Genomic DNA, 24,451 nt, shown 5'->3' on the forward strand with positions numbered 1-24,451 from the left:
AGTTTCGCATCCCGCCGGGGCACGCGCCCGGCGCCTCCCGCTAGCTAGCCGCGATCGGCGGATCGCAGGGCCCGCACCGTCTGGACGACGTACAACACGCCCGAATAGACGTACAGGACCGCACCCCACGCCGTGAAGGCGTACCCGATCGGACGCGCGAACGCGGCGATGTCGGATCCGCCTTGGGTGAGCAGCAGGAACGGGAAGGCGTACATCAGCACGAAGGTGGCGCCCTTGCCGATGTAGGTGACCTCCGGCGGGGCGAACCCGCGATGCCGCAGCAGCAGCACGCAGACCCCCAGCACCGCCTCGCGGGCGACCAGCGGGACCACCACCCACCACGGGACGATGTCGCGGATCAGGAAGGCGATGAGGGTCGCGAGGATGTAGAGCCTGTCCGCGGCGGGGTCGAGCAGTTGACCGAGCCGCGACATCTGGTTGAGCCAGCGGGCGAGTTTGCCGTCGAGCCAGTCGGTGAGCGCGCTGAACACGAGCAGCGCGAACGCCCAGCCGTCCTCCTTCGGGCCGAGGAGCAGCCACAGGAAGACCGGCACCCCGGCGAGCCGGAGGATCGAAAGCATGTTGGGAACGTTCAGGGCCTGCCGCAGCAAAGACGGCTCTTCGCTGGTCACGCTCGGTTCGGGGGGCGTACTCACCCGCTCAGCCTATCCAGCGGCGGCAGGTCCTCCCGCGTCAGCTGGCCCGGGTGTGGCTCCAGCCGCGGCGTTGCAGGTCCGCGCTGGTCAGCGCCACGGGCCTGCCCCGGTAGTCGGTACCCATCCAGCGGGTGTGCCCGGAGGAACTTTCCAGGACGTACGGGCGGCCGCCGCACCAGACGACGGTGCACGGTGCCGTGGGTGGCAGCTCCGTGCTCGCCGGCGCGGTGGCCTCGAATGACGCGGGGTCGTTCTGTTCGTCGGTCTTCATCGCTCTCACGGTTTCGGTGACGGGGACTGGGACACGCCGGAGCGCTACCTTTGTTTTCGGCAGAACAGGGCCCGGCGTTAACGCCCGGGCGCCGGATTCGTCCGATCGGTTCGCGACGACAGCAGGGTGTTGTCACGGTGTGAACGGCATGTTAATTGTCCACAATGGACAGTGATTGGGCGGTCCTCGCGTACCGTCGCGCCGTCGGCGCGATAACCTCCCGCGAATCGAACGTGGCTCAATGCCACGGCATCGGGCTCGCCCAGGTCAGAATGGGCAGGCCAGGAACGGCCGACGAAAGGATCGCCTTGCCCGTCTCGACGACCACGGGAACGTGGCGGCGCCTGATCGCGGTCTGTGCCGCCACGGGAACGCTCGCCGCCTGTTCGGGCGAAGATCCGCCACCGCCTGTCACCTCCATGTCGGTCTCACCGCCCGCGCCCGTTTCGAACGTCTCCAGCGCTCCGGTACCGCCGATCCCGTCTCAGACCGCGCCGAGTTCGTCCGCTGCCCCGAATCCCGCTCCCAAGCCGAAACCCGCTGAACCGGTACAGGGTTCGTGTGGCACGGTCACCGCGGCGAGCGGGCTGACCCTTCAGGTGCTCAACGGACCGGGCGTCTCGTGTGCGGACGCGACCGGGATCGTCGGCTCGTTCCACAAGGCGATCGCCGGCCGCCAGTCCGCGGGTTCGGACGAGCCCGTGAGCGAGACCGTCGACGGGTGGCTGTGCGTCTCCGGCGCACCTGCCGCCCAGGGCGGCACCAGTTGCAGCAAGGGCGACCACAACGTGTTCGCCGCCGTCGTCCCCGTCGAATGAACCATCCCCGAGAAGAAGGGCCCATGAAGAGCCTCGCCGTACTTCCCGCCGCGCTCGCCGTCGTCCTGCTGAGCGGCTGCGGCGCCGATCCCGCCCCGTCGGCCGCACAGGCCCCGTCCTCCCCCGCCGTCACACCGGCACCGCCCGGAACACCGTGCGGCGAGGTCGCCGGGCTCCAGGGCGCGAAGAACAAGGTCGTCGCCCACGGGAAGACCGACTGCGCCGAAGCGACACAGGTGCTCACGGACTACTTCACCAAGCTGACCCCCGCCGAAGCCGCTTCGCCGCAGGGCCCCGGGCCGGTGGTGATCGGCGCTTGGACGTGCGGGAGCGGGCCGAACGATCCAGTGACGAGCTGTTCGACCGAAGACGAGCGGCAGATCGAAGCGACGCGGGTCTGAGCGTCGGGCGGCGTCAGTCCTCCTGACGCCGCCGGACCGCGTCCAGCCGGTACAGGACGCCGAGGCCGATCGCCAGGCCCAGCAGCACCACGCCGAACAGGCCGACCATCGACATCCTCCAGATCAGCGCGGACTTCGACCGGTAGACGAATCCGTCCCCGGCGAAGATCCTGTCGCCCTCCGCGGCCTTGTCGCCCTCGATGCGCCCGCGACCGGTGCTCCCGTCGTCGAACCGCCACTCCCCCGAACAGTAGGGAATCTGACCGCTCATCGGCGCCCCCTCCTCGGTACACCCCGAGATCCCGGTGACCGCGACTTCCTCACCGGTGTTCACTTCACGTACGTGGTTACCGAAGTATCCCCAGGCGACACACAGCAGGAAGACGTACGGGACCCCGGCCAGCAGCGCCCGAAAGAGAACTTGGGAATTCTGCGGTTTGCCCGGCACTAAATTCCTTCCTCGAGTCACTGGAGTGTCAGCAGGACTTCCCGGTCGAGTTCTCCGACGACAAGGTACTTCGGCTGATATCCGGACGGGACCACGAAACAGACGAGACCCGCGGTGCCGTCGAAAGCACCGGGAGCGCCCGCGCAGTCCTTGACCCGCCGCGGGGCGCCATGTTCGTCGGCCGACAGCTCCAGCGCCGTGTCTCCCAGGCGGGACGCCTCGACTCGCAAGACGAGGACGTGGAATCCGCCCAGCCATGCCTCGGCGCCTTCGGGCGGCTCGGCTCGACTGTCGAGCACACGCACGGTCGAGTCCCCCGACACCGCGGCCTGTCCCTTGCCGATCACCGGCGGCGGACCCCAGGCCTCGCGGCGGTATTCCCACAGGTTCGGAACGGGATCGGCCGCCTCGCGGTACGCCGTCCAGCCGAAACCGAGCGGCGCCAGCACGACATACGCGCCGAAGACGAACCCTGCCAGGAAAGACAGCGACTTCCGCACGGTCACCGGTCTCGTCACCGAGAACGCCACGGCGACGCCGAGCACCAAGACCACTCCGCCGATCGACATCGCCGTGATCTTCTCCCACGGGTGGTGGGCCTCCACGACTTCGTCGGCCCCGCGCACGGACAACACCCGGTCCGTCAGTGAAGAAAGCCGGACGACCACCGGCTCCGCGAGACCGAACGCTTCCCCCGTCGGCAGTTCGACGGCGCGGCCGTTTTCGGCGACGGCGACGATCTCGTGAGTGGTGTGCGGGCCATTCTGCCCTTCGGTGGTCGTGGAATCCGCTACCGAGATCACCGCGCGCAAGTCGTACGTACCGGCCATTCCCTCGGCGGTCCACCGCCCGGCGAAAGCCGCGATGAACCCCAGGACGATTCCGGTCACGAGCAGAACGGCCACCCACTGGTTTTTTTGCGACTCTTCCGGAAAGGTCACCACCCCCTGTTCGACCACTCAAGTCTATTCTTCGAAGCGGTCGAACCGCACGGGATTTGTACCTACACCACCATTTCCGTATTCAATTCGTTCCTCGACCGTCGAGGACGAGCGCGCAGCACCCCCTTGCCAGCCGAGGTAAGAGTCGTCTAGACTCAAACCATGCTCACCAGGGACGACGCCGTGACGACGATCGAGAACGCGGTCGACGCGGCCACTCTGTTCGCCCACCACCGCTACCGCGAATTGGCGGCCGTACTCCATCCCGACCGGAATCCCGGCGACCCTCGGGCCCATAAGGCGGCCGCCACCCTCAATCGCCTCCATGCCGACTGGAAGCAATCCCGGCGCCAAACGGTCACCACCGCCACGGCGGCTTACACGCTCACCACTCCGCACGCCGTGGGCAGTGTCGCGACCACCTATCGCACCACCGGCCCCCATCTGGTCAAAATCGTGCGCGACCCGGCGCTCAACCCGCTGATCCACGCCGAGTGGGCGGCGCTGCGCACGCTCGACGGCTTCACCGAACGGCACCGCTGGCTTCGCCCGTACTACCCGCGGCTGCTCGACACCTCGGGCCCGGTGGCGCGGGGCGACCGCGCGTTCAGCGTCCTCGATCCGCTCGTCGACGGGTTCACCACCCTCGCCGACATCGGGAAAGCCTTCCCGGCCGGTCTCGACGGCCGCGACTACGCCTGGATGCACCGGCGCCTGCTGCGCGCCGTGGCTGGCGCGCATCGCGCGGGTGTCGTCCATGGCCATCTCACCGCGGACAACGTGCTGGTCCACCCCGGGCAGCACGGCATCGTCCTGGCCGGCTGGTCCTTCGCCGTCGAGGACGGTGTGCTCCCGCTGGCGGCGGACAAGTCCGTCGGCTACCCGCCCGAAGTCCACAAGGGACTGCCGATGACCGCGGCCACCGACGTCCACATGCTGCACAAGTTGATGCTTTCGCTGCTGTCACCAACGGAAACCTGCCAGCGCGAGTTCGCCACGTGGTGCACCCAGGAGATCCCGGGACAGCGACCCGAAGCCGCCGACCTGCTCGACGAGTACGACGACCTGCTCGGCGAGTTGTACGGCCCCCGCACCTTCCGACCGTTCATCATCCCCGAGACAGGAGCTTGATCATGGGACACGGACACTGGGACGACAACGCCTACGCCGCCGCGAAGACCTTCCGCGCGGCCAAGGGCGAGGACGATTTCGGCTACAGCGCCGGTCTCCGCAAGAAGCCCGCTTCCGCGTGGAAGGCCGCGGCCGCGCTCGACCCGAAGAACGCCGTCCGGGAGTGCCGGGATTCGGCCGACCACGCCGATTCGACGCCGATCGCGGTGTTGTTCGACGTCACCGGCTCGATGCGCCGGGTGCCGCGGATCATGCAGGGCAAGCTCGGCAAACTGCACGGCCTGCTGAAGCGCCGGGGCTATCTGACCGACCCGCAGGTCCTGTTCGGCGCGATCGGCGACGCCGACAGCGACCGGGTGCCCCTGCAGATCGGGCAGTTCGAATCGGACAACCGGATGGACGAGCAGCTGCGCACGATCTTCCTCGAAGGCGGCGGCGGCGGACAGAAGAGCGAGTCCTACGAGCTGGCCGCCTACTTCATGGCCAGGCACGTGGTCACCGACGCGTGGCAGAACCGCGGCCGCAAGGGATATCTGTTCCTCATCGGCGACGAGCTGAACAAGCCCGCGCTGGAGGCCCGCCACATCCGCCGGGTGATCGGCGACGACGTGCGGGAGGACATCGATCCCGCGTCGGTGTACCGGGAGCTGGCCCGCAAGTGGAACGTCTACTTCGTCCTGCCGAACCAGTCGTCGTACTACAACGACCCGGAGATCGGCGAGCACTGGAGCGGCTTGCTGGGCCAGCACTTCCTCAAACTCGACGACCCCGGCGCGGTGTGCGAACTGATCGCGGCCACGATCGGGCTGGAGGAGCAGGTCGTCGACGTGGACCGGGCGCTGGCCGACCTCGCGGACGTCGGTTCGGCCGCCGAAAGCGCGGCGGTGGGCAAGGCTCTCGCGAGGCTGGGCACCAAAACGGTCGTCACCTCGGCGGTCCCCGACCCGGGCGGCCCGAGCGACGTGGTGCTGCGATGAGCCTCCTGGACGGGCACGTGGTGGTGGTCGGGCTCGGCTTCGGCGACGAAGGCAAGGGAGCCGTGGTCGACGCGCTCTGCGCCGACCGGCCGACCACCGCCGTCGTCCGCTTCAACGGAGGCGCGCAGGCCGCGCACAACGTCGTCGCGGACGGGCGGCACCACACGTTCAGCCAGTTCGGGGCGGGCACGTTCGCCGGCGTGCCCACCCACTTGTCGCGGTTCGTCCTGGTCGAGCCGTTCGCGCTGGCGGCGGAGGCCCGGCAGCTCGAAACCGACGGCGTCCGGAATCCGCTCTCGCTGCTGAGCGTGGACGGCCGGGCCCTGCTCACGACCCCGTTCCACATTTACGCCAACCGGGCGCGGGAACAGGCTCGCGGCGCCGGCCGGCACGGCTCGTGCGGAAAGGGCATCGGCGAGACCGTCTGGTACTCGCTGCTGTCCGGGGCGAGCCCGGGCGAGGTGGTGGAGAGCCAGGAGGTGATCGGGACACCGGGTGACGCGCCGACGGTCGCCGACTGCGCCCGGCCGTCGGTGCTGCGGCGCAAGCTCGACGCGCTCGCCCGGTTCTACGCCCCGCTCGCCGCCCCGTCACACGACGTGGACGCCTTGGTGACGCTGTACCGCGACTTCGCGGACGCGGTGCGGATCACCGACGGGGACGAGACCGGACGGCTCGCGGACTCCGGACGGCTGGTTTTCGAGGGAGCGCAGGGGGCTCTCCTCGACCAGCACCACGGGTTCCACCCGCATACGACCTGGTCCACCACCACCCCGCACAACGCCCGTGAACTGCTGGGCGGCCGCCGTCACGCCGTTCTGGGTGTCACGCGGACCTACCTCACCAGGCACGGCGCGGGGCCGCTTCCCACCGAGTCCGCCTCGATGCTCGCCCGCTTTCCCGAGGCGCACAACGACACCGGCGAATACCAGGGCGCGTGGCGGGCGGGCGATCTCGACGAGGCGCTGCTGGACTACGCGATCGCGGCCTGCGACGGCGTGGACGCGCTCGCGGTGACCCATCTCGACGCGACGGGATTGCGGGTCGTGCCCGCTGACGGCTCCCCCGCAGTCGGGCTGCCGGACCCTTTGGCGTGGTTCGGTGCCCGGCTGCCGGTGGCCGTGACCGGATACGGCCCCGACAGGGCCGGTTACCGGGTCGCGGGGGCAAGGTCGACAATCAACGCGTGATCGAGTCGACGCCGGTGTCCGTGGACGTGCTCGTGGTGAGGTTCGCTCCCGGCACGCGGACCGTGCTGCTGGGAATCGCGCCGCGGGGCGCCGAACCGTTCGAAGGGGAGCTCGCGCTGCCCGGGGTCTTGCTCGGGCGCGGGGAGCGGTTGCGGGACGCGGCGAGCCGGGCGGTGGTCACCAAACTCGGACTGCCGGCGGACGCGCTCTCGGCGACGGGGCAGCTCACCACGTTCGACGAGCCGAACCGTGATCCCCGGGGGCCCACGCTCTCCATCGCCTTGTGGGCCACCACGGATCCCGCGCTCGACGAGCCGGGGAACGTGCTGTGGACCCCGCTGGACGCGGTCCCGCCGCTGGCGTTCGACCACGACCGGATCGTGGCGGACTGCCGTCCGCTGCTGGCCGAGCGGCTGTGGCGGGACGTCGCCTTCACCGCCGGGCTGCTGGGACCGCTCTTCACCACGGCACAAGCGCTGGACGCGACCGAAGCGCTGACCGGGGACCGCCCCTATCCGGCGAATCTCGGCCGGACCATGGAGCGGGTCCCCGGGCTGCGGCGGACCACCGAACACGCGGCCGCCCTCCCCAAGGGAGGACGGCCGCCGTCGTTGTGGCGCTGGGAGTGACGGATCAGATCCCGCAGGAGGACGCCGACCAGAACCGGTTGGACCGGTGCGCCACGTGGGTGTGATCGCTGTGGCCCGGGTAGCCCGGGCCGAGGATCTCACTGAACCCGTGGTTGCGGGCCTGCTGTGCCAGCGCGCAGAAGCCCTGCGCGCCCGCGCCGAGGTCGACCGCGTCGCCGTAGAGATGACGGCTGGCGGCCGCCCCGCCGACCGCGTTGTTGCAGGGGACGCTGCGGAAGCCGCCGTTGACGGCGATCGGCCGGTCGCCCATGGCGTGCCGCATCGCCTGCAGCTTCCACATCGAGACCAGCGCGTTGGCCTTTGCCGTCGCGGCCGAGACGTTGCCGCCCGACCAGTCGGAGTTGCACCGGTTCAGCTCGGCGTAGGTGAAGTTGACCGGCGTGCAGTCGTCGTCCTGCAACGCGTAGATCTTCGTGAAGGTGGCCGACCCGGCGACGCCGTCCGCGCCCAGCCCGTACGCCTGCTGGAACCGGGTGACCGCGGCCTTGGTGCCCGCGCCGAACTGGCCGTCGATGGCCAGCACGCCGCCGAAACCGGGATAACCGGCCACGCGGATCTGCAGCTGACGGACGTCCTCACCGGACGCGCCCTCGGACAGCGTGCGTCCCCAGGAGTAACAGGCGTCGGCGACGGACACGTCTCCCGCCGTCACCGGGCCGGGATCGGCGGCGGCCGGAGCGGCCACCGCGGTACCGAGGCCGGCCACGAGGGCGAGCATCGGCAGTAAAAGACGAATGCGCATGACAGGAACACCTTTCGAGGCAGGGAAGGTGAGAGACCCGTGACCCCCACGGGTTGTCAACGATTCACTGCCTCGGATGCTAACGCGGTTCCGGGTACCGCGCTGTGGGTCGTTCGACCCACACGGCCCGCCCAGGTGGTCGTGAGTGGTAAGGACGGTTAGAACCGTCCTTACCACTCACGAGAGCCGGGCCGTCAGCCTTTCAGCTGCGGGAAGTCTTCCTCGCGGAACTCCCCCGCCGGCCGCTCGGCCGCGTCGTTCTCGCGTCCCCGCAGTTCGACCCGCCGGATCTTCCCGGAGATCGTCTTCGGCAGCTCAGCGAACTCCAGTCGCCGGATCCGCTTGTACGGCGCGAGATGCTCCCGGCAGAAGGCCAGGATGGACACCGCGGTCTCGGCGGTGGGCTCGTGACCGTTCGTGAGGACGACGTACGCCTTGGGCACCGCGAGCCGGATCGGGTCAGGAGCCGGGACCACGGCCGCTTCGGCGACCGCGTCGTGTTCCAGCAGGACACTTTCCAGCTCGAACGGCGAGATCCGGTAGTCCGACGCCTTGAAGACGTCGTCCGTGCGGCCCACGTAGGTGATGTAGCCGCGTTCGTCGACCGAGCCGACGTCACCGGTGTGGTAGAAGCCGTTCGCGAAGGCCGCGGCGGAGCGCTCGTCGTCGTCCGCGTAGCCGGTCATCAGGCCGACTGGGCGCTTGTCGAGGTCGAGGCAGATCTCGCCCTCCTGCGCGCGTTCACCGGTGACGGGATCCACGAGCGCGACGGTGAAGCCGGGCAGCGGGCGGCCCATCGACCCCGGCACGACGTCCTGTCCGGGGGTGTTGGCGATCTGGACGCTGCTCTCGGTCTGCCCGAAACCGTCGCGAATCGTGACGCCCCAAGTCTTTTCGACCTGGTCGATCACTTCGGGATTGAGCGGTTCGCCGGCGCCGACGACCTTGGACGGCGGCGTCTTCAGCACGGTCAGATCCGCCTGGATGAGCATCCGCCACACCGTCGGCGGGGCGCAGAAGCTGGTGATGCCACACCGCTCCATCTGCGCCATCAGGGAGACCGCGTCGAAGCGCGCGTAGTTGTAGAGGAACACCGTCGCCTCGGCGTTCCACGGCGCGAAAACGTTGCTCCACGCGTGCTTCGCCCAGCCCGGCGAGGAGATGTTCAGGTGGACATCTCCGGGTTCGAGGCCGATCCAGTACATTGTGGACAGATGGCCGACCGGATACGAGACCTGGGTGTGCTGCACCAGTTTCGGCTTCGCGGTGGTACCCGAAGTGAAGTACAGCAAGAGCGGGTCGTCCGCCGCCGTCGGTCCGTCGGGCGTGAAGGCATCCGCTTCCTCGTAGGCGTCCACGAAGGACTGCCAGCCCTCGACCGGTTCGCCCACGGCGATCCGGGTGTAGTCGCCGTCGACGTTCTCGAACTTGTGCGCGTCGGCGGAGCGGATCACCACGTGTTTCGCCGCGCCCCGCTCGACCCGGTCGGTGAGGTCCGCCGGACCGAGCAGGGTCGAGGCCGGGATGATGACCGCGCCCAGTTTGATCGCGGCGAGGATGGTCTGCCACAGCTCGCCCTGGTTGCCCAGCATGAGGATCAGCCGGTCGCCCCTGGCCACGCCGAGCGAACGCAGCCAGTTCGCGACCTGGTTGGACCGGCGCGCCATCTCCGGGTAGGTCCAGCGGTTCTCGATGCCGGTCTCTTCGACGATCCACAGCGCGTACCGGTCCTGATTGGCCGGATCGGCCGCGACGACGTCGAACCAGTCCAGCGCCCAGTTGAACTCGGCGGGCCGGGGCCAGGTGAAGTCGCGATACGCGGTTTCGTAGTCCTCGCGATGGGTCTGCAGGTAGTCCCGTGCCTCGCGGAACGTGCGGTGTGCCTCCGAAGCGCTCACGATCGTCCTCCTGGTCCGCTGGTTGGCCGCCGGTTCTTTCTACTCTCCCTTGAACTCGGGCGCGCGGCGCTCGAGGAAGGCCTGCACGGCCTCGCCGAGGTCCTTGCTGGGCAGGAACGCCGCGTTCCAGGCCGAGACGTAGCGCAGGCCGTCGGCGACCTGGCGTTCGGTGTTGGCCGAGAGGACGTTCTTGGTGCCCTGCACGACCAGCGGCGGGTTCGTGGCGATCTCCCCCGCCAGCTTGCGTGCCTCGGCCAGCAGCGCGTCCTGATCCGCGTGGACGTCGTTGACCAGGCCGATCTTCTCCGCGCGGGCCGCGTCGATGTCCTTGCCGGTCAACGCCAGTTCGCGCAGGTGTCCTTCGCCGATGATCGGCGCGAGCCGCTGCAGGCTGCCGAGGTCGGCCACGATCGCGACCTTGACCTCGCGCACGCTGAACTTGGCGTCCGCGCTCGCCAGGCGGATGTCGGCGGCCGCGATGACGTCGACGCCGCCGCCGATGCACCAGCCGGAAATAGCCGCGATGACCGGTTTGCGGCATTCGGCGATCGACGACACGCTCGCCTGGAGGGTCTTGACCTCGTCGAGGAACTTCGTCCGGGGGCCCGCGAGCGCGTCGCCGCCGAGCATTTCGCCCCAGCTCGGCATCATCGCGGGCAGGTCGAGCCCGTAGGAGAAATGCTTGCCGCTGCCGGTCAGCACGACCGCCCTGACCTGCGGGTCCACGTCGAGGGCGCGGAAAACGATCGGCAGCTCACGCCAGAAATCGGGGCCCATCGCGTTGCCCTTGGACGGACCGAGCAGCGTCACTTCGGCGACGTGCCCGTCGATCTCCACCTTGAGCGAAACGAGATCGGGAAGACTGTCAGCTGTAGCGGTCATGAGGTCATCTTGACTCATGTGGTTGACAGCCTGCCAACGGCCACTGTGCCACGGTGGCCACGAGATGCTTTCCTGGTACTACCGGTGAGTACCGACGATCGACGAAGGACGGTGGGATATGAGCCCGGCCAGCAGCGCCGCCGCGGTCGCCGACCTGCCCGCACTGATCCCCGGACGGCGGGAGCGGGAACGGTCCTCGCGGCCGATCGAACTCTCGGGATCCTTCACCCACGAAGGGCATCGGCTCGCGTACACCGAGTTCGGCTCCGGCGACCGGGTGGTCGTCCTCAGCCACGGGATCATGCTGACCAGGCGGATGCACGCCCCGCTCGCGCGCAAGCTGGCGCGTGCCGGTTTCCGGGCCGTGACGCTCGACCTGCTCGGCCACGGTGACTCGGACCGGCCCACCGACTCGTGGCTGTACTCCATGCCCGCGTTCGCCGAGCAGACCATCGCGCTGCTCGACCACCTGGACATCGACGCCGCCGTCATCGGCGGGACGTCGCTGGGCGCGAACGTCGCGCTCGAAGTCGGTGTCGCCGCTCCCGAACGCGCGCTCGGGCTGATCGTCGAGATGCCCGTGCTGGACAACGCGATCGTCTCCGGGCTGATCACGTTCGCGCCGCTGCTCATGGCCGCCCGGTTCCTGCCGGTGACCGTGCAGGGCGTGGCGCTGGCGGCGCGGCTCGTCCCGCACGGCAACCAATGGATCGACGTGGTCACCGACACGCTGTCCCAGCAGCCCGCGCCGATGGCCGCGCTCCTGCACGGCGTGCTCTTCGGCCGGATCGCGCCGCCCAAGTCGATCCGGCGGAAGATCGCGACGCCGGCCCTGGTCATCGGGCACGAACGCGACCCGATCCACCCCTTCGGCGATGCCGACACGCTCGCCGCGGACATGCCGGAGGCCGAGTTCGTCCAGGCCCGCAGCCCGGTCGAACTGCGTTTCGACCCGAGCCGCCTGACCGAGGCCATCACCGACTTCTCGGCGCGCTGTCATGACCGTTGAACCGGCGCCGACCCGGGACACGGGCGCGGAGGAGATGCGGACCGGACGGCTGGTCCTGCGCCGTCCCGCGCCGGAAGACCTCGACGCGATCTTCGCCCTCCACACCGATCCGGAGGCCTGCGCGCACAACCCCTCGGACCTGCTGGAGACGCGCAAGGAGGCGGAACTGCTGCTGCTCCGCTGGTCGCACCAGTGGGACCGGTACGGGTTCGGGTACTGGACGATCCTGCGGCAGGACTCACCGGAACCGCTGGGGTTCTGCGGGGTGAAGATCGTCGGTTACCGGCGACGGGCCGTTCTGAACCTCTTCTACCGGCTCTTCCCGTCCGCCTGGGGTGCCGGGTACGCCAGCGAGGCCGCCGCCGCGGCGGTGGACTGGGCGCGCACCCACCGGCCGGACGACCTCGTGATCGCCCGCGTCCGGCCGGAGAACATCGCGTCGCAGCGGGTGGCCCAGCGGGCAGGCCTCGTCCGGGCGGAGGAATTCGACATCCCCGGCGACGACGGGGCCGACTGGTTCTACACCTCGGACGGCTGAGCCAGCCCCGCCACCGGACCGAAGACGATCACCGCGGGCGGCCGCACCCCGGCCGCCGCGGCGTCCTCGACCACAGTGTCCAAAGTGGAGCGAAGAACCCGCTGCGTGCGCATCGTGCCGTCCTCGACGATCGCCACCGGCGTGTCCCCGGGCCGCCCCTCCAGCAGCGCCTTCGTGAACAGCGGCAAGCGTTCGACACCCATCATCAGCACGATCGTGCCGCGCATCTTCGCCAGTAGGTCCCAGTCCACCAGCGACTTCTCGTCGCCCGGCGCGACATGGCCGGACACCACCACGACCTCGTGGGCGACACCGCGGTGGGTCACCGGGACGTCCGCGGCGGCGGGCACGGAGAACGCGCTCGTGATGCCGGGGACCATCGTCACCGGGATGCCCGCCTCGGCGCAGGCGAGGACTTCCTCGAACCCGCGGCCGAACAGGTACGGATCGCCGCCTTTGAGCCGCACGACGAACTTGCCGGCCTTGGCCCGGTCGATCAGGGTCGAGTTGATCACGTCCTGGCTGGCCGCGCGGCCGTACGGGATCTTCGCGGCGTCGACGATCTCGACGTGAGGCGAGAGTTCGTCGAGCAGCTCTCGCGGGGCCAGCCGGTCGGCGACGACGACGTCGGCCCTGGCGAGGAGGCGACGGCCGCGGACGGTGATCAGCTCCGGGTCGCCGGGGCCACCGCCCACCAGCGCGACGCCGGGGAGCTCGTCACGAGCGTCGGGCACGCGGCCGTCGGCCACGGTGCCGGCGCGAAGGCCGTCGAGGATGCTGTCCCGGACCGTGGCCGACCGCAGCGGCTCGCCGCCGGAGAGGACGCCGACCAGCAGCCCGCCGTGCCTGCCCGAGGCCGGGGTGACCGCGCTGCCGCGTTCTCCGTCGTCGGCGCGGACGCAGAACACCCGCGCCCGTTCGGCCTCGGCACAGATGGCGGCGTTGACCTCGGGGTCGTTCGTGCACGCCAGCGCGTACCAGGCGTCGGTGAGGTCGCCGTCGGTGTAGCGGCGCTCGTGCCAGACGATCTCCCCGGCGTCGGCCATCGCGCTCACCGAAGGCGTGGTGTGCGGCGAGACCAGTTCGACCCGCGCGCCGGCGCCGATCAACCGCGGCAGACGGCGCTGGGCGACCGTCCCGCCGCCGATCATCACGACACGACGGCCTGCCAGGTCGAGGCCGGAGAGGTAATGCGGGTCATCCATGCGGGGCAGTGTAAAGAGACAGCCGCCCGAACCGCGATCCGAGTGAGAACCGCCTCAGCTCTCGAGCAGCGCCAGCAGTTCGGCGTTGCCGAACATCTTGGCCGCGTCGATCGCCGACGGCTCCCCCGCCCTCGGGTCCGCACCGCCCTCGAGAAGAGCCTTCACGACCTCGGGCACGTTCTTGAACACCGCGCCGGCGAGCGGGCTCTGCCCCTTGTCGTTCTCACGGTTCGGATCGGCGCCGCGCTCGATCAGCGCGGCGACGGTCTCGGCGTGCCCGTGGTACGCGGCGAGCATGACCAGCGTGTCGCCCCGGTCGTTGGTCAGGTTCGCCGAGATGCCCGCGTCGACGTACGCGGTGAGCTCGGCCGTCGCGCCGGAACGGGCGAAGCCGAACACCTTCGCCCACAGCTCCAGCAGTTCGGGATCGAATTCCTCGGCCTGTCCGGGGTTCTCCGTCATGCGGCCGATTCTTCCACAGGAACAGCGGTCCGGGCGGCTTGTCGCACCGCCCGGACCGGTGGCGTCAGCGGCCCGCGTTGGGGTAGGGCAGCAACGCCATCTCACGGGCGTTCTTGATCGCCGTGGCGACCTGCTTCTGCTGCTGGGGCGTCAGCCCGGTGACCCGGCGGGCGCGGATCTTGCCGCGGTCGGAGATGAACTTCCGCAGCAGGTCGGCGTCCTTCCAGTCGACCTCGGTGATCTTGTTGGCGTGCAACAGGTTCGTCTTACGCTTGACGGGGCGGTCCCGGTTCGGCTTCACCAGCTCGACTTCGTGACGCCGGGCAGTTCGCCGTTGTGCGCCATCTGCCGCATCCGGACCCGCGAGAGCCCGAACTTCCGCAGGTAGCCGCGCGGGCGGCCGTCGGCGGTGTCGCGGTTGCGGATCCGGGTCGCGCTGGCGTCGCGCGGCATCGCCTGCAGGGCCGACACCGCGGCCGCCTTCTCCTCGGACGACGCGGACGGCGAAGCGATGGTGGCCTTCAGCTCACGGCGGCGTTCGACGTAGCGCGCCGCGATCACCTTGCGCTGCTCGTTCTTGGCGATCTTCGACTTCTTGGCCATCAGCGCTCCTCCTTGAATTCGACGTGCTTGCGCGCGACCGGGTCGTACTTGCGCAGCACCATGCGGTCCGGGTCGTTCCGGCGGTTCTTCTTCGTGACGTACGTGTAGCCGGTGCCCGCGGTCGAACGGAGCTTGATGATCGGCCGGATGTCGGTGCTCTTGGCCATCAGAGCTTCACCCCTTTCGCACGGAGCTCGGCCACGACGGCCTCGATCCCCCGCTTGTCGATGGTCTTCATGCCCTTCACCGAAACCCGCAGCCGGACCCAGCGCCCTTCGCTCGGCACGAAGTACCGCTTGGCCTGCAGGTTCGGCTCCCAGCGCCGGGACGTGCGCCGATGCGAATGCGACACCTGCTTCCCGTAGCCCGGTTTGCGGCCGGTGACCTGGCACACGGCGGACATACACCCTCCCAAGTTGATATCGGTTGTCGTTTTCATTTACTCTACACAACCGAACCACAACGCCCTCGACGCCCCGGAGCTTCAGTGACCGACAACCCCCGCGTGCCCCTCGTCCTGATCAGTGGCCTCGCACCGGGACCGAACGCCGACCTCGCCGAGCGGCTGCGCCTCGCCGAGCCCGGCACCGCCGTCGTGCACCACGACCTGAGGCAGATCCACTCCGGCGTGGTCCGACGGCGGATCCGGCTCGGCGACCGCGACCAGCTGACGGTCCTCGAACTCGCCCACGGCTGCGTCTCCTGCACGCTGCGCGAAGACCTCCTGCCGTTGCTGCGCAAGCTTTCGCAGATGCCGCAGGTGCGGCGCATCGTGGTCCGGCTCGACGAGGCCATGGAGCCCGAACCGGTCAGCTGGGCGCTGCGCAACGTCCTCGTCGGCGAGCGGCCGGTGATCGAGGACGTCGACCTCCAGGCCGTACTGGCCGTCGTCGACTGCGCCGGCTGGCTGGCCGACAGCACCGGAGACGACACGCTGGCCGAGCGGAACCTGCTGGCGAGCCCGGAGGACGAGCGCACCGTCGCCCAGGTCGCGCTGGCCCAGGTCGAGTTCGCCGACCTGCTCGTGCTGGCGGGCGCGGCGACCGACGCCTGGTCCGCGGCGAAGGCGTCGGCCGTGCTCGACCGGGTCGCCCCGTCGATCCCCCGCGTCGAACTGTCCGCCGTGGACGGCAAGACCGTGCTCGACGCCGTCCCGGCCGGAGCCCGGCGCGGCGAGGTCACCGACATGCACGGCCCGCTGCTGCGCGGCGAACCGCCGGTGCACACCGACTGCGGGATCGGGCTGCTCACCTTCACCTCGCAGCGCCCGTTCCACCCGGAGCGCCTCCACGACGCGATCGACGTCCTGCTCGACGGCGTCGTCCGGAGCCGGGGCCGGCTCTGGGTGGCGAGCCAGCCGGACATGGCGCTCTGGATCGAGTCGGCGGGCGGTGGTCTCGGGATCGGGCACGCCGGGGCGTGGCTCGCCGCTCCCGACGGGCCGGACTGGGCCGACGTCTCCCCGGAACGCCGCACGCTCGCCTCCCTGCGCTGGGACCCGCTGTTCGGCGACCGCGCGCAGGAACTGGTCGTCGTCACCGACCAGGCCACGCCCGACGAGGTCGAAGCCGCCCTCAACGGCGCGCTGCTGACCGACGAAGAACTCGCCGCCGGGGAACAGGAGTGGCTCCGCTACCCGGATCCGTTCGGCGAGTGGCACGAAGAACCGTGTGAGGACACGGAAACCGACCCTGAGAAGCACGACGTGAACGTGTCGAACCGAAAGGACGAAACGCAGTGAAACCGGGAATCCACCCCGACTACCACCCCGTGGTGTTCAAGGACCTCTCCACCGGGGACGCCTTCCTGACGCGCTCCACCGCGACGTCGGAGCAGACCATCGAGTGGAGCGACGGCAACACCTATCCGGTGGTGAACGTCGAGATCAGCTCGTGGTCGCATCCGTTCTGGACCGGCAACCAGCGGATCATGGACAGCGCGGGCCAGGTCGAGAAGTTCCACCGTCGCTACGGCCGCCGCGGAGGTGCGAAGTAATGGCCGTCCCGAAGCGGAAGATGTCACGCAGCAACACCCGGTCCCGGCGCTCGCAGTGGAAGGCGGCCGTGCCCGATCTGGTGCCGATCAAGGTGAACGGGGAGACGAAACTCGTGCCGCGCAAGCTGATGAAACACTTCCACGAGGGTGGGAAGTGACGACGCCGGTCACGGTGCTTTCCGGGTTCCTCGGCGCGGGCAAGACGACCGTGCTCAACCACGTCCTCGCCAACCGTGAAGGACTGCGGGTGGCGGTGATCGTCAACGACATGAGCGAGGTCAACATCGACGCCGCGCTGGTGCGGGACGGGAACAGCCTGTCCCGCACCGAGGAGCGGCTCGTCGAGATGACGAACGGGTGCATCTGCTGCACCCTGCGCGACGACCTGCTGGAAGAGGTGTCGCGGCTCTGCGCGGACGGCCGGTTCGACTACCTGCTCATCGAATCGAGCGGGATCTCCGAGCCGATGCCCGTGGCGGCGACGTTCTCCTTCCTGGATTCCGCGCGGCTGGACACGATGGTGACCGTGGTCGACGCGGTGAACTTCGAGCGGGAACTTGCGGCCGGGGACGCGCTGACCGAACGCGGGCTGGACCAGTACGAGGACGACGGGCGGACGGTCAGCGACCTGCTGATGGACCAGATCGAGTTCGCGGACGTCCTCTTGCTGAACAAGGCGGATCTCGTACCGGCCGTCTCCCTCGAACGGCTGACGGCGGTGCTGCGGCGACTCAACCCGGCGGCCGAAGTCATCGTCTCGACACACGGCCGGGTCCCTCTCGGCAGGGTGCTCGGCACCGGGAGTTACGACGTCGAGCGGGCGCAGGAAGCACCCGGCTGGGTGGCGGAGCTCAACGGCGATCACGTTCCGGAGACCGAGGAGTACGGGATCTCCAGCGTGGTCTTCCGCGCCGGACGGGCGTTCGATCCGGAACGGCTGTGGGACTTCCTCGGCAGGCTCGACTCCGGGGAGTTCGGGACCGTTCTGCGGTCGAAGGGGTTCTTCTCGCTGGCGTCGCGGCCCGGGGTGACCGGGCTGTGGTCGCAGGCCGGTTCGGTCGCCCGATTCGAGCCGCAGGGTGTCGAGGAGGTGCCGCGGCAGGAACTCGTGTTCATCGGGGTGGGACTGGAGAAGGACGCTCTGCTGGACTCGCTTCGGGGTTGTTTGTCCGATGTGGACGCTTTGGCGGGTGCGGATCCGTTTCCGGAGTGGGAAGCGGTGCACGTTCACTGAGGTGCCGGGTCAGGGTGGCGATGGGGTGAAGGGCCATCCACCCCGGCTTGCCACTCGACGTAGCTGGTGAGCACGAGAGGTCGCCCGGAGTGTGGGGTGTGTGGAAATAGGGACGTTGAACGTCCCTATTTCCACACACCCCACACAACTCCCGTTACCACTGGACCAGTCAGGCGGGGCCGTGTGGATTTCTGGTCGTCCAACGCACCAAAATCCACACGGTCGGCGTCATGCTGCTGGACACGGCGTAATCTACTCCGCCGGATGCTTCGTCCCACCCAGTTGCCGATGCCCACGTGCCGTGTCCATGTACTCGCGTACGCGGTGGATCCGGTCTTGACGCAGCACGAAAACGAAGCAGTAGTCGTTGTGATACCTGCCGCCGTCCGCCAGCGTCGCGGTCATGGTCTCCTCGACCACCACCGTGTCGCCCGCCGGATGGAAGCCGTGGAACTCGATGGCGACGTCCGAGACGAACACCTTCCGGAAGTCCTCCGCCAGGAACCGGACGATCGCCTGCCTGCCGACCAGGTGACCGGAACCCGCCAAGGCGACGGCGGTCGCGTTGCCCGGCGGGGCCAGCCACTCGGCGTCCTCGGTGAACACTCCGGCGATACGTTCCGGATCGTAGGTACCGAAAGTCTTCCAGGCGTTCTGGACGATCCGCAGGCTGTCCGTTGTCATGCCCGCCAGTCAACCGGGCCGTCCGTCCGATTACTGGCGACTTCGCGACGTCATCCCGAGCAGCAGCCGCCCGCGGGCGCGGCCCCCTCGTAGGCGTCGTGCCAGTTCCACCACTCGTAAGGCGGAGTCTGCGGATACCCCTCCGGCGAGTCCTCCCACTCCTCCTGCCGCCCCAGCGCGGTGATGTCGAGGTAACTCCACGTGCCTCCCATCACCTCGTCACCGCGATCGTTGACGAAGTACGTGCGGAACACCTGGTCACCTTCGCGGATGAAGGCGTTGGTGCCGTGCCATTCGCCGACGCCGTGATCGACGTCGAAGTCGCCGGTGATCGTGTACCACGGCATCGTCCAGCCCATCCGCGCCTTCAGCCGCGAGATGTCCGGTTGCGTGCCCCGCGAAGCGAAGGCCAGCGTGGTGTCGCGAGCGTTCAGGTGTGCGACGTGCGCGACCTGATCGGCCACCAGCGAGCAGCCTTTGCAGGCGTGGTCGGGGAAACCCTCCACGCCGGGATCGAAGAAGGCCCGGTAGACGATCAGCTGCCGCCGCCCTTCGAACAGGTCGAGCAGCGTCACCTTGCCGGACGGGCCATCGAACTCGTACGGCTTTTCGACCGCGACCCATGGCATCCGCCGCCGCTCGGCCGCCAGGGCGTCGCGCGCGCGGGTCAGCTCTTTTTCCTTGACCAGCAGACGAAGCCGCGCTTCTTCCCACTCCGCCGGCGAGACGATGGTCATCCCGCCAGCTCCGCGGGCAGGACGCTTCGCCGGTTCGGCTGCCCCTCACCGGTCGTGATCAGCTCGCGCAGGCTGGTGCCGACGTAGAAGGTCCATGCCTTGTGGCAGACGTCGAAGCATTCGTACTCCGGGACCAGCCCGTGGTGGGTGAAGCGCGCTTCGGTCTTGCCGTCCTTCTCGGTGATCTCGAACGTGATCGTGGTGCCGACCCACTCCGTCTTGTCACGGGTGAAGCCGAAGTGGTTCTCGAGGACCAGCCAGGAGACCTTGCGGCCCGGCACGGACTCCGTGATCCGCATCCGGCAGCGGTGGAGCTCCTCGTGGTGGTACTCGAACTCGTCGCCAGCGTGCACGACCTCCTCCGACCACCACCCGCGGACGTCGGTGAACGCGTCGAAGACCTGTTGTGGCGTCTGTTCCACGGTAAAACTCGTCGTAAAGCTCATGATGAACCCTCCAGGTGCTCTTTCAGAGCCGCGAGCGGCCCGTCCCAATCTCGGGCGAGCGCGGCGAGGAACTGCTGGGCGACCTGCATCGGGGCCGAGCGTAGCCGGTATCGGACGCGGCGCCGCTCCCCTTGCTCCGGGGTCACCAGCCCGGCTTCGGTGAGCAGCGCGAGATGCTTGGCGATGGCCTGCCGCGTGATGGGCAGCCGATCGGCCAGATCCGTCGCCGTCGCGGCGCCGCCCGAGGCGAGGGTGGCGAGGATGCTCCGCCTGCTCGGGTCGGCCAGTGCGACGAAGACCTGTTCGGCGATCGCTTCGGTGTCAGGCGGCATCGAGGTATTCGATCAGTTCGCCCAACTCGGCCGCCCACCCCTTCGTGTTCCCTTCGAACGCGACGCTGTGGGCATCGTCCGGAAGCTGGGAGAAGCCGGACTCGACGACGGTGAGCCGCGTGCCCGCATCGACCGGTTCGAGGGTGAACTCGACATAGGTGCGACGAGGATCGTCGTCGGGCAGACCGTAGATGTTCCAAGTGAAGCCGAAGATCTCCGGCTCTTCGACGCGCTCCACACGCATGTGCGCCTTGTGCCCCTCATCCCATTTCATCTCGGCGTCACCACCGGGCCTCAGGTCGATGCTCGCCTGGTTCCCGAACCAGGTGCCCAGCCCTTCGGCCGTGGTCAGCGCGGCCCAGACCTTCGCGGGCGGATGGGCGATCTCGACGGTGCGTTCGATGCGGTCGGGGAATCCCATGACGGCCTCCTCAAGTAGCAATCAGTCGGTTGCTATAACTTTGTATAGCAACCGACTGATTGCGTCAAGGCCGGATCAGGAAGCCGTGTACAGCGCGCCGAGGAACTCCAGCAGGAGCCGTTCCCGCAGCGGACCGGGTGCCGTGGCCAGCAAGGCGTTGATCTCCGCCATCCGGGTGGGCAGTCCCGCGTCGCCGCCGAGCCCCGCGGCCGCCAGCAGCCCGGCGAACTGCTCCGGCGTCAAGGTCGCGGGGGCCAGCGCGGCGACGAACTCCGCCACCTGTGGGTCGACGACGACCGGTCCGGACTCCTTGGCGGCCACGACCGAAGCGGCGAGGCTGTCCAGGAACTCCTTTTCGATGCCCCGGTTCGCCGCGGTCACGGTCAGGTGCAGGTTCGCGGGCGACGACTCGTGGGCGAACTGGGGCTGGACGTACCAGCCGCGCTCGCGCATCTCGTCCGCGACGGTGAACAGGTCGAACCCCGCGCCGGGCTCCACGGTGAACGCGAGCAGGGTCGACACCGGATCGCCGAGGACACGCAATCCGTCCAGCGCCTCGATTCCGGCGCGGATTTCGACGGCCGCCGCACGCGCGGCCGAAGCCAGCTTCACGTAGCCCTCGTCGCCGACATGGCGCACGACCGCCCACGCCGCGGCGAGCGGACCACCCGAACGGGTGCTCTGCAACGTGGTGTTCAGCATCGTGTAGCCGGGCCAATCGGCGCTGGCGAAGTACTGCGGCCGGCGCAGTCCCGCGTCGGCGTGCAGGAGAACCGACACGCCCTTCGGGCAGTAGGCGTACTTGTGCAGATCCACCGACACACTGGTGACACCGGGAACGTCGAAGCCGAACGGACCGGGCTCCAGGTACGGCAGCACCCAGCCGCCGATGCAGGCGTCGACGTGGAACCGGACGCCGTCCAGCAGCGCGGCGATCTCCGGGATCGGGTCGAGGACGCCGTGCGCGTACGACGGCGCGCTCGCCACGACGAGCACCGTGGTGTCGTCGACGGCCGCGGCCATCGCTTCGGGCACGGCGCGGAAGGTCACCGGATCGACCGGCACCGCCACCACGCGGACCCCGAAGAAGTGCGCCGCCTTGTGGAACGCGGCGTGCGCGGTCGTGGGCAGCACGATGCTCGGCGACGCCACGTCCGGACGCGCGTCGCGGGCGGCCAGGACGGCGAGCATGCACGACTCCGTGCCGCCCGAGGTCACCGAACCGACCGTCTCCGCCGTTCCGCCGAGCAGGCGCGCGGCGGTGCCGACGAGGTCGTTCTCCATCCGCAGCAGGCTGGGAAAGGCTGTCGGATCGAGGCCGTTGGCCGACGACGCCAGCGCGTGCGCCGCGGCGCCGAGTTCGTCCACTTCGGACAGACCGCTGTCGTAGACATAGGCGAGTGTCCGGCCACCGTGTGTCGGCAGGTCCCCCGCGCGCAGTTCCCGCAGCTCCCGGAGGATGTCCTCGGCGGTCACGACCGGCGCTCCAGCACCGACTTGCGCAGCAGCGGGATGCCGAGCGCGATCAGCACGGCGGGCAGGATCGACGCGCCGAACAGGATCGCCGTGAGCGCGCTGTCCGGCTGCACGGCGTCCGCGCCGAGGCCGGACTGATAGCCACCGAACTGCAGCACCAGGCCCCAGATCCCCGGCCCGAGCGCGAGTCCGAGCGTCTCCGACGCCGTCCAGACACCGGCGGCGACCCCGGCCCTGGTCTCACCGGTCCGCTCCTCCTCGTCGCTGATCAGGTCCGGCAGGATCGCCAGCGGGAACACCGAGATCCCCGCGTACCCGACACCGCAGAAGGCGACGAACACCATCGTGACGGGGATCGTGAACACCTTGGCGCCGAGCAGGCCGAGGAGCCCGATGGCGAACGCGGTGGTGGCGAGCCGGAACCCGGTCAGCTTCCCCACGGTCGCGCCGAGTTTGGGCCACAGCGGCATGGTCAGGAGTGCCGGGCCGACGAAACCGACGAACAGGAGCGTCGAGTAGCCGGAGCTGCCGAGGATCCGCTCGGCGAAGAACGGGATCGCGGCCAGCACGGTGCCGATGCCGAGCGCCTGGATGAAGTAGACGCTCAGCAACCAGCGGAACGGCCGCCACTGCGCGAGCGTCCGGAACAGCTCACGCGGGCTGACGGTGTTCGGCCGCAGCGCGCCGACCGGCGCGTCCTTCAGCCCGAAGTACACGCCGAGCGTCGCGAGCAGGATGATCACGGCGATGAACACGCCCATCACCCGGTAGCCCGCGATCCCGCCGACGAGTTCGGTGATCGCCGGGGCCCCGCCGCCGCAGATCAGGATGGCGACCGCGAGGAACCCGATCCGGATGCTGGTCAGTTTCGTCCGCTCGTCCGCCGAGTCCGTCAGCTCGGCGGGCAGCGCGTTGAACGGCACCTGGAAGAACGCGTACGCGGTGGCGCACAACAGGAACACGACGACGACGTAGATCGCGTCGGGCACCGGGCCGCCGAAGCCCGGATGCGCGAAGAGGGCCGCGAAGAGGATCGAGACGCCGATGCCGCCGAAGAGCAGGAACCGGCGGCGACTGCCGGTGCGGACCATGTCCGCGTCCGACAGCCTGCCCGCGATCGGGTTGAAGAGCACGTCCCATGCCTTGGGAACGAACACGATCAGGCCGGCCACGCCCGCCGCGACGCCCATCGTGTCGGTGAGGTACTTCAGGAGGAGCAAGCCGGGAACCGTCCCGAACGGGCCGGTGACGAACGAGCCGAGCGAGTAGCGATACCTCGTCCGTGCTGGCAGGGCTGCCAATGATCCTCCTCGAGGCGATTCTCCCGATGAAGGCCTCAGTATTGGATCTTGGCCACCACCGGGTAGTGGTCGGAGGGAATCGTGCCACCGTCGTAATGCACGAGCTGTACCGGGCCGACAGCGGCGAGTGGGCGGCCGCCCGCCTGCACGGCTCCGACGTAGTCGAGCGAGTCCCGGTAAGTCGCCGGAACGGACTTCGCGGCGTTCGGGTTCGTCGCGGCGTCGAAGGTGTACGCGCCTGCGCCGGCCGTGCGGAGGACGCCGCCGAGGAAGGCTTCGCCCTGCTGGACCTGGGTCCGGCCTTGCGCGTCCTTGCGCGCCTGTCCCGCCCAGTACTCGATGTTCAGATCGCCGGCGATCACGACCGGCTCGCCGACAGGCGCGTATTTCGTGACCAGGTCCCTGATCTCGCCCAGTTGGGCCATCCGGATGTCGTGCGCCTTCGGCAGCGTCTCCGGTCCCTCGTCGGCCTGCATGTGGGTGCCCGCGATCCAGAGCGGCTTCCCGTTCACGACCAGCCGCGCGAGCGCGGCGCCCTTGTTGGACAGGTAGTCCGCCGTGCCCGAGTAGGAATTGCGGAAGACCAGCTGGTGCTGTTCGGTCACCGGCGCCTTGCTCAGCACGGTGACCCCGCCGTTGACCACGATGGGTGAATTCGAGCAGTTGCCGTTGACCGTGGTCCAGCCCGGCGACGTCTTGCAGTACTGGCCGACGAGCGGGGTCTGGTGCGGCCAGACGTCCTTCAGCCGGTTCCGCATCTCCTCCGCCTGCGCGCTGAACGCCTCGTCCAGGACGACGACGTCGGCGTCGTTCGCGCGGATGACGGCCTCGGCCGCGCGGGCCCTCGCCTGCTTGTCCGAGGTGTTCGGGCTGGCGATCCACGGCAGCTGCCAGATGTTGAACGCCATGACCTTCACCGAGACCGCGGCTTGGGCGGGGACGGCGGTTCCGGCGAACATGGCGGCGGCGATGGCGAGCACGGCGAGCTTCCGCACGAATGACC

Annotated in this window: 34 protein-coding genes; 12 read left to right on the top strand and 22 right to left on the bottom strand. The window is 69.2% G+C overall.

Features of this window, described 5'->3' with window-relative positions; all coding sequences use genetic code 11:
* Positions 1-44: 44 nt before the first annotated feature.
* The 3 genes from ACLJRM_RS02125 to ACLJRM_RS02135 form a co-directional block, all read right to left on the bottom strand.
* Positions 45-656 carry a CDP-alcohol phosphatidyltransferase family protein gene (locus ACLJRM_RS02125; RefSeq protein WP_101607595.1) on the bottom strand — a complete coding sequence of 204 codons (612 nt, stop codon included), beginning with the start codon at positions 654-656 and terminating at the stop codon, positions 45-47.
* Positions 657-693: 37 nt separating this feature from the next.
* Positions 694-927: a hypothetical protein gene (locus tag ACLJRM_RS02130; protein ID WP_168214312.1), complete on the bottom strand. Its 234-nt coding sequence runs from the start codon at positions 925-927 to the stop codon at positions 694-696.
* 238 nt (positions 928-1,165) lie between these two features.
* Complete coding sequence (locus ACLJRM_RS02135; protein WP_101607594.1) at positions 1,166-1,348, bottom strand: hypothetical protein; 183 nt, start codon at positions 1,346-1,348, stop codon at positions 1,166-1,168.
* On the opposite strand from ACLJRM_RS02135, the gene ACLJRM_RS02140 reads away from it, so the two are divergent.
* Together ACLJRM_RS02140 and ACLJRM_RS02145 are read left to right on the top strand one after the other, a co-directional pair.
* The gene (locus ACLJRM_RS02140) at positions 1,347-1,745 is read left to right on the top strand and encodes a hypothetical protein (protein ID WP_410662066.1); all 399 of its coding nucleotides are present in this window, start codon (positions 1,347-1,349) and stop codon (positions 1,743-1,745) included. The genes ACLJRM_RS02135 and ACLJRM_RS02140 overlap by 2 nt on opposite strands.
* Positions 1,746-1,768: 23 nt before the next feature.
* Positions 1,769-2,146 (top strand): hypothetical protein, encoded by a 378-nt coding sequence (locus ACLJRM_RS02145; RefSeq protein ID WP_410662067.1) that lies wholly within the window; start codon positions 1,769-1,771, stop codon positions 2,144-2,146.
* Positions 2,147-2,159: 13 nt separating this feature from the next.
* Here ACLJRM_RS02145 and ACLJRM_RS02150 read toward each other — a convergent pair whose 3' ends face one another.
* Positions 2,160-2,417, bottom strand: coding sequence for a hypothetical protein (locus ACLJRM_RS02150; protein ID WP_410662068.1), 258 nt, complete (start codon positions 2,415-2,417; stop codon positions 2,160-2,162).
* A 194-nt stretch (positions 2,418-2,611) separates the two neighbouring features.
* A complete protein-coding gene (locus ACLJRM_RS02155) occupies positions 2,612-3,499 on the bottom strand; it encodes a hypothetical protein (RefSeq protein ID WP_410662069.1) in 888 nt (295 codons plus the stop codon).
* A 198-nt stretch (positions 3,500-3,697) separates the two neighbouring features.
* On the opposite strand from ACLJRM_RS02155, the gene ACLJRM_RS02160 reads away from it, so the two are divergent.
* Genes ACLJRM_RS02160 through ACLJRM_RS02175 form a run of 4 tightly spaced genes read left to right on the top strand, consistent with a single transcriptional unit; the run spans position 3,698 to position 7,462 of the window.
* The gene (locus ACLJRM_RS02160) at positions 3,698-4,666 is read left to right on the top strand and encodes an adenylate cyclase (protein WP_410662070.1); all 969 of its coding nucleotides are present in this window, start codon (positions 3,698-3,700) and stop codon (positions 4,664-4,666) included.
* A gap of 2 nt (positions 4,667-4,668) precedes the next feature.
* Entirely contained in the window at positions 4,669-5,643 is a 975-nt protein-coding gene (locus tag ACLJRM_RS02165; protein ID WP_101607589.1) for a hypothetical protein, read from the top strand.
* Positions 5,640-6,833: an adenylosuccinate synthetase gene (locus ACLJRM_RS02170; protein WP_410662071.1), complete on the top strand. Its 1,194-nt coding sequence runs from the start codon at positions 5,640-5,642 to the stop codon at positions 6,831-6,833. The genes ACLJRM_RS02165 and ACLJRM_RS02170 overlap by 4 nt, the downstream gene beginning before the upstream one ends.
* The gene (locus ACLJRM_RS02175) at positions 6,830-7,462 is read left to right on the top strand and encodes an NUDIX domain-containing protein (protein WP_101607587.1); all 633 of its coding nucleotides are present in this window, start codon (positions 6,830-6,832) and stop codon (positions 7,460-7,462) included. The genes ACLJRM_RS02170 and ACLJRM_RS02175 overlap by 4 nt, the downstream gene beginning before the upstream one ends.
* 4 nt (positions 7,463-7,466) lie before the next feature.
* Here ACLJRM_RS02175 and ACLJRM_RS02180 read toward each other — a convergent pair whose 3' ends face one another.
* From ACLJRM_RS02180 to ACLJRM_RS02190, 3 genes are all read right to left on the bottom strand, one after another.
* On the bottom strand, positions 7,467-8,225 hold the full coding sequence (locus ACLJRM_RS02180; protein WP_101607586.1) for a D-Ala-D-Ala carboxypeptidase family metallohydrolase: 759 nt from the start codon (positions 8,223-8,225) through the stop codon (positions 7,467-7,469).
* Positions 8,226-8,419: 194 nt separating this feature from the next.
* A complete protein-coding gene (locus ACLJRM_RS02185; RefSeq protein WP_410662072.1) occupies positions 8,420-10,123 on the bottom strand; it encodes an AMP-binding protein in 1,704 nt (567 codons plus the stop codon).
* Between the two features lie 39 nt (positions 10,124-10,162).
* Positions 10,163-11,005 carry a crotonase/enoyl-CoA hydratase family protein gene (locus ACLJRM_RS02190; protein WP_410662073.1) on the bottom strand — a complete coding sequence of 281 codons (843 nt, stop codon included), beginning with the start codon at positions 11,003-11,005 and terminating at the stop codon, positions 10,163-10,165.
* Positions 11,006-11,123: 118 nt separating this feature from the next.
* Here ACLJRM_RS02190 and ACLJRM_RS02195 point away from each other — a divergent pair, with 118 nt between their 5' ends.
* Both ACLJRM_RS02195 and ACLJRM_RS02200 read left to right on the top strand, forming a co-directional pair.
* Positions 11,124-12,014: an alpha/beta fold hydrolase gene (locus ACLJRM_RS02195; RefSeq protein WP_168214311.1), complete on the top strand. Its 891-nt coding sequence runs from the start codon at positions 11,124-11,126 to the stop codon at positions 12,012-12,014.
* Positions 12,004-12,552 carry a GNAT family N-acetyltransferase gene (locus tag ACLJRM_RS02200; RefSeq protein WP_410662074.1) on the top strand — a complete coding sequence of 183 codons (549 nt, stop codon included), beginning with the start codon at positions 12,004-12,006 and terminating at the stop codon, positions 12,550-12,552. The genes ACLJRM_RS02195 and ACLJRM_RS02200 overlap by 11 nt, the downstream gene beginning before the upstream one ends.
* Here ACLJRM_RS02200 and cobA read toward each other — a convergent pair.
* The 6 genes from cobA to rpmB all read right to left on the bottom strand — a co-directional run bounded on the left by cobA (position 12,534) and on the right by rpmB (position 15,225).
* The gene (gene cobA, locus ACLJRM_RS02205; protein WP_101607582.1) at positions 12,534-13,757 is read right to left on the bottom strand and encodes a uroporphyrinogen-III C-methyltransferase; all 1,224 of its coding nucleotides are present in this window, start codon (positions 13,755-13,757) and stop codon (positions 12,534-12,536) included. The two genes, ACLJRM_RS02200 and cobA, sit on opposite strands and share 19 nt — an antisense overlap.
* Positions 13,758-13,811: 54 nt before the next feature.
* Positions 13,812-14,219: an ankyrin repeat domain-containing protein gene (locus tag ACLJRM_RS02210; protein ID WP_410662075.1), complete on the bottom strand. Its 408-nt coding sequence runs from the start codon at positions 14,217-14,219 to the stop codon at positions 13,812-13,814.
* A gap of 64 nt (positions 14,220-14,283) precedes the next feature.
* Entirely contained in the window at positions 14,284-14,523 is a 240-nt protein-coding gene (rpsR, locus tag ACLJRM_RS02215) for a 30S ribosomal protein S18 (RefSeq protein WP_101607580.1), read from the bottom strand.
* Positions 14,517-14,822, bottom strand: coding sequence for a 30S ribosomal protein S14 (gene rpsN / locus ACLJRM_RS02220; RefSeq protein WP_101607579.1), 306 nt, complete (start codon positions 14,820-14,822; stop codon positions 14,517-14,519). The genes rpsR and rpsN overlap by 7 nt, the downstream gene beginning before the upstream one ends.
* Positions 14,822-14,989, bottom strand: a complete 168-nt coding sequence (gene rpmG / locus ACLJRM_RS02225; protein WP_005149953.1) for a 50S ribosomal protein L33 — start codon at positions 14,987-14,989, stop codon at positions 14,822-14,824. The genes rpsN and rpmG overlap by 1 nt, the downstream gene beginning before the upstream one ends.
* The gene (rpmB, locus tag ACLJRM_RS02230) at positions 14,989-15,225 is read right to left on the bottom strand and encodes a 50S ribosomal protein L28 (RefSeq protein WP_005149951.1); all 237 of its coding nucleotides are present in this window, start codon (positions 15,223-15,225) and stop codon (positions 14,989-14,991) included. The genes rpmG and rpmB overlap by 1 nt, the downstream gene beginning before the upstream one ends.
* Positions 15,226-15,309: 84 nt before the next feature.
* Here rpmB and mrf point away from each other — a divergent pair, with 84 nt between their 5' ends.
* From mrf to ACLJRM_RS02250, 4 genes are read left to right on the top strand one after another with little or no spacing between them, the layout of a single operon-like run.
* Positions 15,310-16,563, top strand: coding sequence for a ribosome hibernation factor-recruiting GTPase MRF (mrf, locus tag ACLJRM_RS02235; protein ID WP_410662076.1), 1,254 nt, complete (start codon positions 15,310-15,312; stop codon positions 16,561-16,563).
* Positions 16,560-16,817 (top strand): type B 50S ribosomal protein L31, encoded by a 258-nt coding sequence (locus ACLJRM_RS02240; protein WP_101607577.1) that lies wholly within the window; start codon positions 16,560-16,562, stop codon positions 16,815-16,817. Before mrf ends, ACLJRM_RS02240 begins: the two co-directional genes overlap by 4 nt.
* Entirely contained in the window at positions 16,817-16,975 is a 159-nt protein-coding gene (gene rpmF / locus ACLJRM_RS02245; RefSeq protein ID WP_016334054.1) for a 50S ribosomal protein L32, read from the top strand. The genes ACLJRM_RS02240 and rpmF overlap by 1 nt, the downstream gene beginning before the upstream one ends.
* A complete protein-coding gene (locus ACLJRM_RS02250) occupies positions 16,972-18,051 on the top strand; it encodes a GTP-binding protein (protein WP_101607576.1) in 1,080 nt (359 codons plus the stop codon). Before rpmF ends, ACLJRM_RS02250 begins: the two co-directional genes overlap by 4 nt.
* 252 nt (positions 18,052-18,303) lie before the next feature.
* On the opposite strand, the gene ACLJRM_RS02255 is transcribed toward ACLJRM_RS02250, so the two are convergent.
* From ACLJRM_RS02255 to ACLJRM_RS02290, 8 genes are all read right to left on the bottom strand, one after another.
* Positions 18,304-18,735, bottom strand: a complete 432-nt coding sequence (locus ACLJRM_RS02255; protein ID WP_410662077.1) for a nuclear transport factor 2 family protein — start codon at positions 18,733-18,735, stop codon at positions 18,304-18,306.
* Positions 18,736-18,785: 50 nt separating this feature from the next.
* On the bottom strand, positions 18,786-19,472 hold the full coding sequence (locus tag ACLJRM_RS02260) for a DUF899 domain-containing protein (protein WP_410662078.1): 687 nt from the start codon (positions 19,470-19,472) through the stop codon (positions 18,786-18,788).
* On the bottom strand, positions 19,469-19,894 hold the full coding sequence (locus ACLJRM_RS02265; protein WP_410662079.1) for an SRPBCC family protein: 426 nt from the start codon (positions 19,892-19,894) through the stop codon (positions 19,469-19,471). Before ACLJRM_RS02265 ends, ACLJRM_RS02260 begins: the two co-directional genes overlap by 4 nt.
* A gap of 20 nt (positions 19,895-19,914) precedes the next feature.
* Positions 19,915-20,250 carry an ArsR/SmtB family transcription factor gene (locus tag ACLJRM_RS02270; protein WP_101607572.1) on the bottom strand — a complete coding sequence of 112 codons (336 nt, stop codon included), beginning with the start codon at positions 20,248-20,250 and terminating at the stop codon, positions 19,915-19,917.
* Positions 20,240-20,671: an SRPBCC domain-containing protein gene (locus ACLJRM_RS02275; RefSeq protein ID WP_101607571.1), complete on the bottom strand. Its 432-nt coding sequence runs from the start codon at positions 20,669-20,671 to the stop codon at positions 20,240-20,242. The genes ACLJRM_RS02270 and ACLJRM_RS02275 overlap by 11 nt, the downstream gene beginning before the upstream one ends.
* Positions 20,672-20,746: 75 nt before the next feature.
* Positions 20,747-22,147 carry a pyridoxal phosphate-dependent decarboxylase family protein gene (locus ACLJRM_RS02280; protein ID WP_410662080.1) on the bottom strand — a complete coding sequence of 467 codons (1,401 nt, stop codon included), beginning with the start codon at positions 22,145-22,147 and terminating at the stop codon, positions 20,747-20,749.
* Positions 22,144-23,448, bottom strand: a complete 1,305-nt coding sequence (locus tag ACLJRM_RS02285; protein ID WP_101607569.1) for an MFS transporter — start codon at positions 23,446-23,448, stop codon at positions 22,144-22,146. The genes ACLJRM_RS02280 and ACLJRM_RS02285 overlap by 4 nt, the downstream gene beginning before the upstream one ends.
* Positions 23,449-23,483: 35 nt before the next feature.
* Positions 23,484-24,443: a sphingomyelin phosphodiesterase gene (locus ACLJRM_RS02290; protein ID WP_101607568.1), complete on the bottom strand. Its 960-nt coding sequence runs from the start codon at positions 24,441-24,443 to the stop codon at positions 23,484-23,486.
* Positions 24,444-24,451: the final 8 nt, after the last annotated feature.

Source organism: Amycolatopsis sp. lyj-84 (assembly GCF_046549075.1).
Lineage (GTDB): Bacteria > Actinomycetota > Actinomycetes > Mycobacteriales > Pseudonocardiaceae > Amycolatopsis.

What these genes read in the sequence shown, in the direction of transcription:
- ACLJRM_RS02130 (WP_168214312.1), bottom strand. Translation starts at nt 927, where the DNA reads ATGAAGACCGACGAACAGAACGACCCCGCGTCATTCGAGGCCACCGCG.
- ACLJRM_RS02140 (WP_410662066.1), top strand. Translation starts at nt 1,347, where the DNA reads ATGTCGGTCTCACCGCCCGCGCCCGTTTCGAACGTCTCCAGCGCTCCG.
- ACLJRM_RS02135 (WP_101607594.1), bottom strand. Translation starts at nt 1,348, where the DNA reads ATGGAGGTGACAGGCGGTGGCGGATCTTCGCCCGAACAGGCGGCGAGC.
- ACLJRM_RS02145 (WP_410662067.1), top strand. Translation starts at nt 1,769, where the DNA reads ATGAAGAGCCTCGCCGTACTTCCCGCCGCGCTCGCCGTCGTCCTGCTG.
- ACLJRM_RS02150 (WP_410662068.1), bottom strand. Translation starts at nt 2,417, where the DNA reads ATGAGCGGTCAGATTCCCTACTGTTCGGGGGAGTGGCGGTTCGACGAC.
- ACLJRM_RS02160 (WP_410662070.1), top strand. Translation starts at nt 3,698, where the DNA reads ATGCTCACCAGGGACGACGCCGTGACGACGATCGAGAACGCGGTCGAC.
- ACLJRM_RS02165 (WP_101607589.1), top strand. Translation starts at nt 4,669, where the DNA reads ATGGGACACGGACACTGGGACGACAACGCCTACGCCGCCGCGAAGACC.
- ACLJRM_RS02170 (WP_410662071.1), top strand. Translation starts at nt 5,640, where the DNA reads ATGAGCCTCCTGGACGGGCACGTGGTGGTGGTCGGGCTCGGCTTCGGC.
- ACLJRM_RS02180 (WP_101607586.1), bottom strand. Translation starts at nt 8,225, where the DNA reads ATGCGCATTCGTCTTTTACTGCCGATGCTCGCCCTCGTGGCCGGCCTC.
- ACLJRM_RS02190 (WP_410662073.1), bottom strand. Translation starts at nt 11,005, where the DNA reads ATGACCGCTACAGCTGACAGTCTTCCCGATCTCGTTTCGCTCAAGGTG.
- ACLJRM_RS02195 (WP_168214311.1), top strand. Translation starts at nt 11,124, where the DNA reads ATGAGCCCGGCCAGCAGCGCCGCCGCGGTCGCCGACCTGCCCGCACTG.
- ACLJRM_RS02200 (WP_410662074.1), top strand. Translation starts at nt 12,004, where the DNA reads ATGACCGTTGAACCGGCGCCGACCCGGGACACGGGCGCGGAGGAGATG.
- cobA (WP_101607582.1), bottom strand. Translation starts at nt 13,757, where the DNA reads ATGGATGACCCGCATTACCTCTCCGGCCTCGACCTGGCAGGCCGTCGT.
- ACLJRM_RS02210 (WP_410662075.1), bottom strand. Translation starts at nt 14,219, where the DNA reads ATGACGGAGAACCCCGGACAGGCCGAGGAATTCGATCCCGAACTGCTG.
- rpsN (WP_101607579.1), bottom strand. Translation starts at nt 14,822, where the DNA reads ATGGCCAAGAAGTCGAAGATCGCCAAGAACGAGCAGCGCAAGGTGATC.
- rpmG (WP_005149953.1), bottom strand. Translation starts at nt 14,989, where the DNA reads ATGGCCAAGAGCACCGACATCCGGCCGATCATCAAGCTCCGTTCGACC.
- rpmB (WP_005149951.1), bottom strand. Translation starts at nt 15,225, where the DNA reads ATGTCCGCCGTGTGCCAGGTCACCGGCCGCAAACCGGGCTACGGGAAG.
- rpmF (WP_016334054.1), top strand. Translation starts at nt 16,817, where the DNA reads ATGGCCGTCCCGAAGCGGAAGATGTCACGCAGCAACACCCGGTCCCGG.
- ACLJRM_RS02255 (WP_410662077.1), bottom strand. Translation starts at nt 18,735, where the DNA reads ATGACAACGGACAGCCTGCGGATCGTCCAGAACGCCTGGAAGACTTTC.
- ACLJRM_RS02260 (WP_410662078.1), bottom strand. Translation starts at nt 19,472, where the DNA reads ATGACCATCGTCTCGCCGGCGGAGTGGGAAGAAGCGCGGCTTCGTCTG.
- ACLJRM_RS02270 (WP_101607572.1), bottom strand. Translation starts at nt 20,250, where the DNA reads ATGCCGCCTGACACCGAAGCGATCGCCGAACAGGTCTTCGTCGCACTG.
- ACLJRM_RS02275 (WP_101607571.1), bottom strand. Translation starts at nt 20,671, where the DNA reads ATGGGATTCCCCGACCGCATCGAACGCACCGTCGAGATCGCCCATCCG.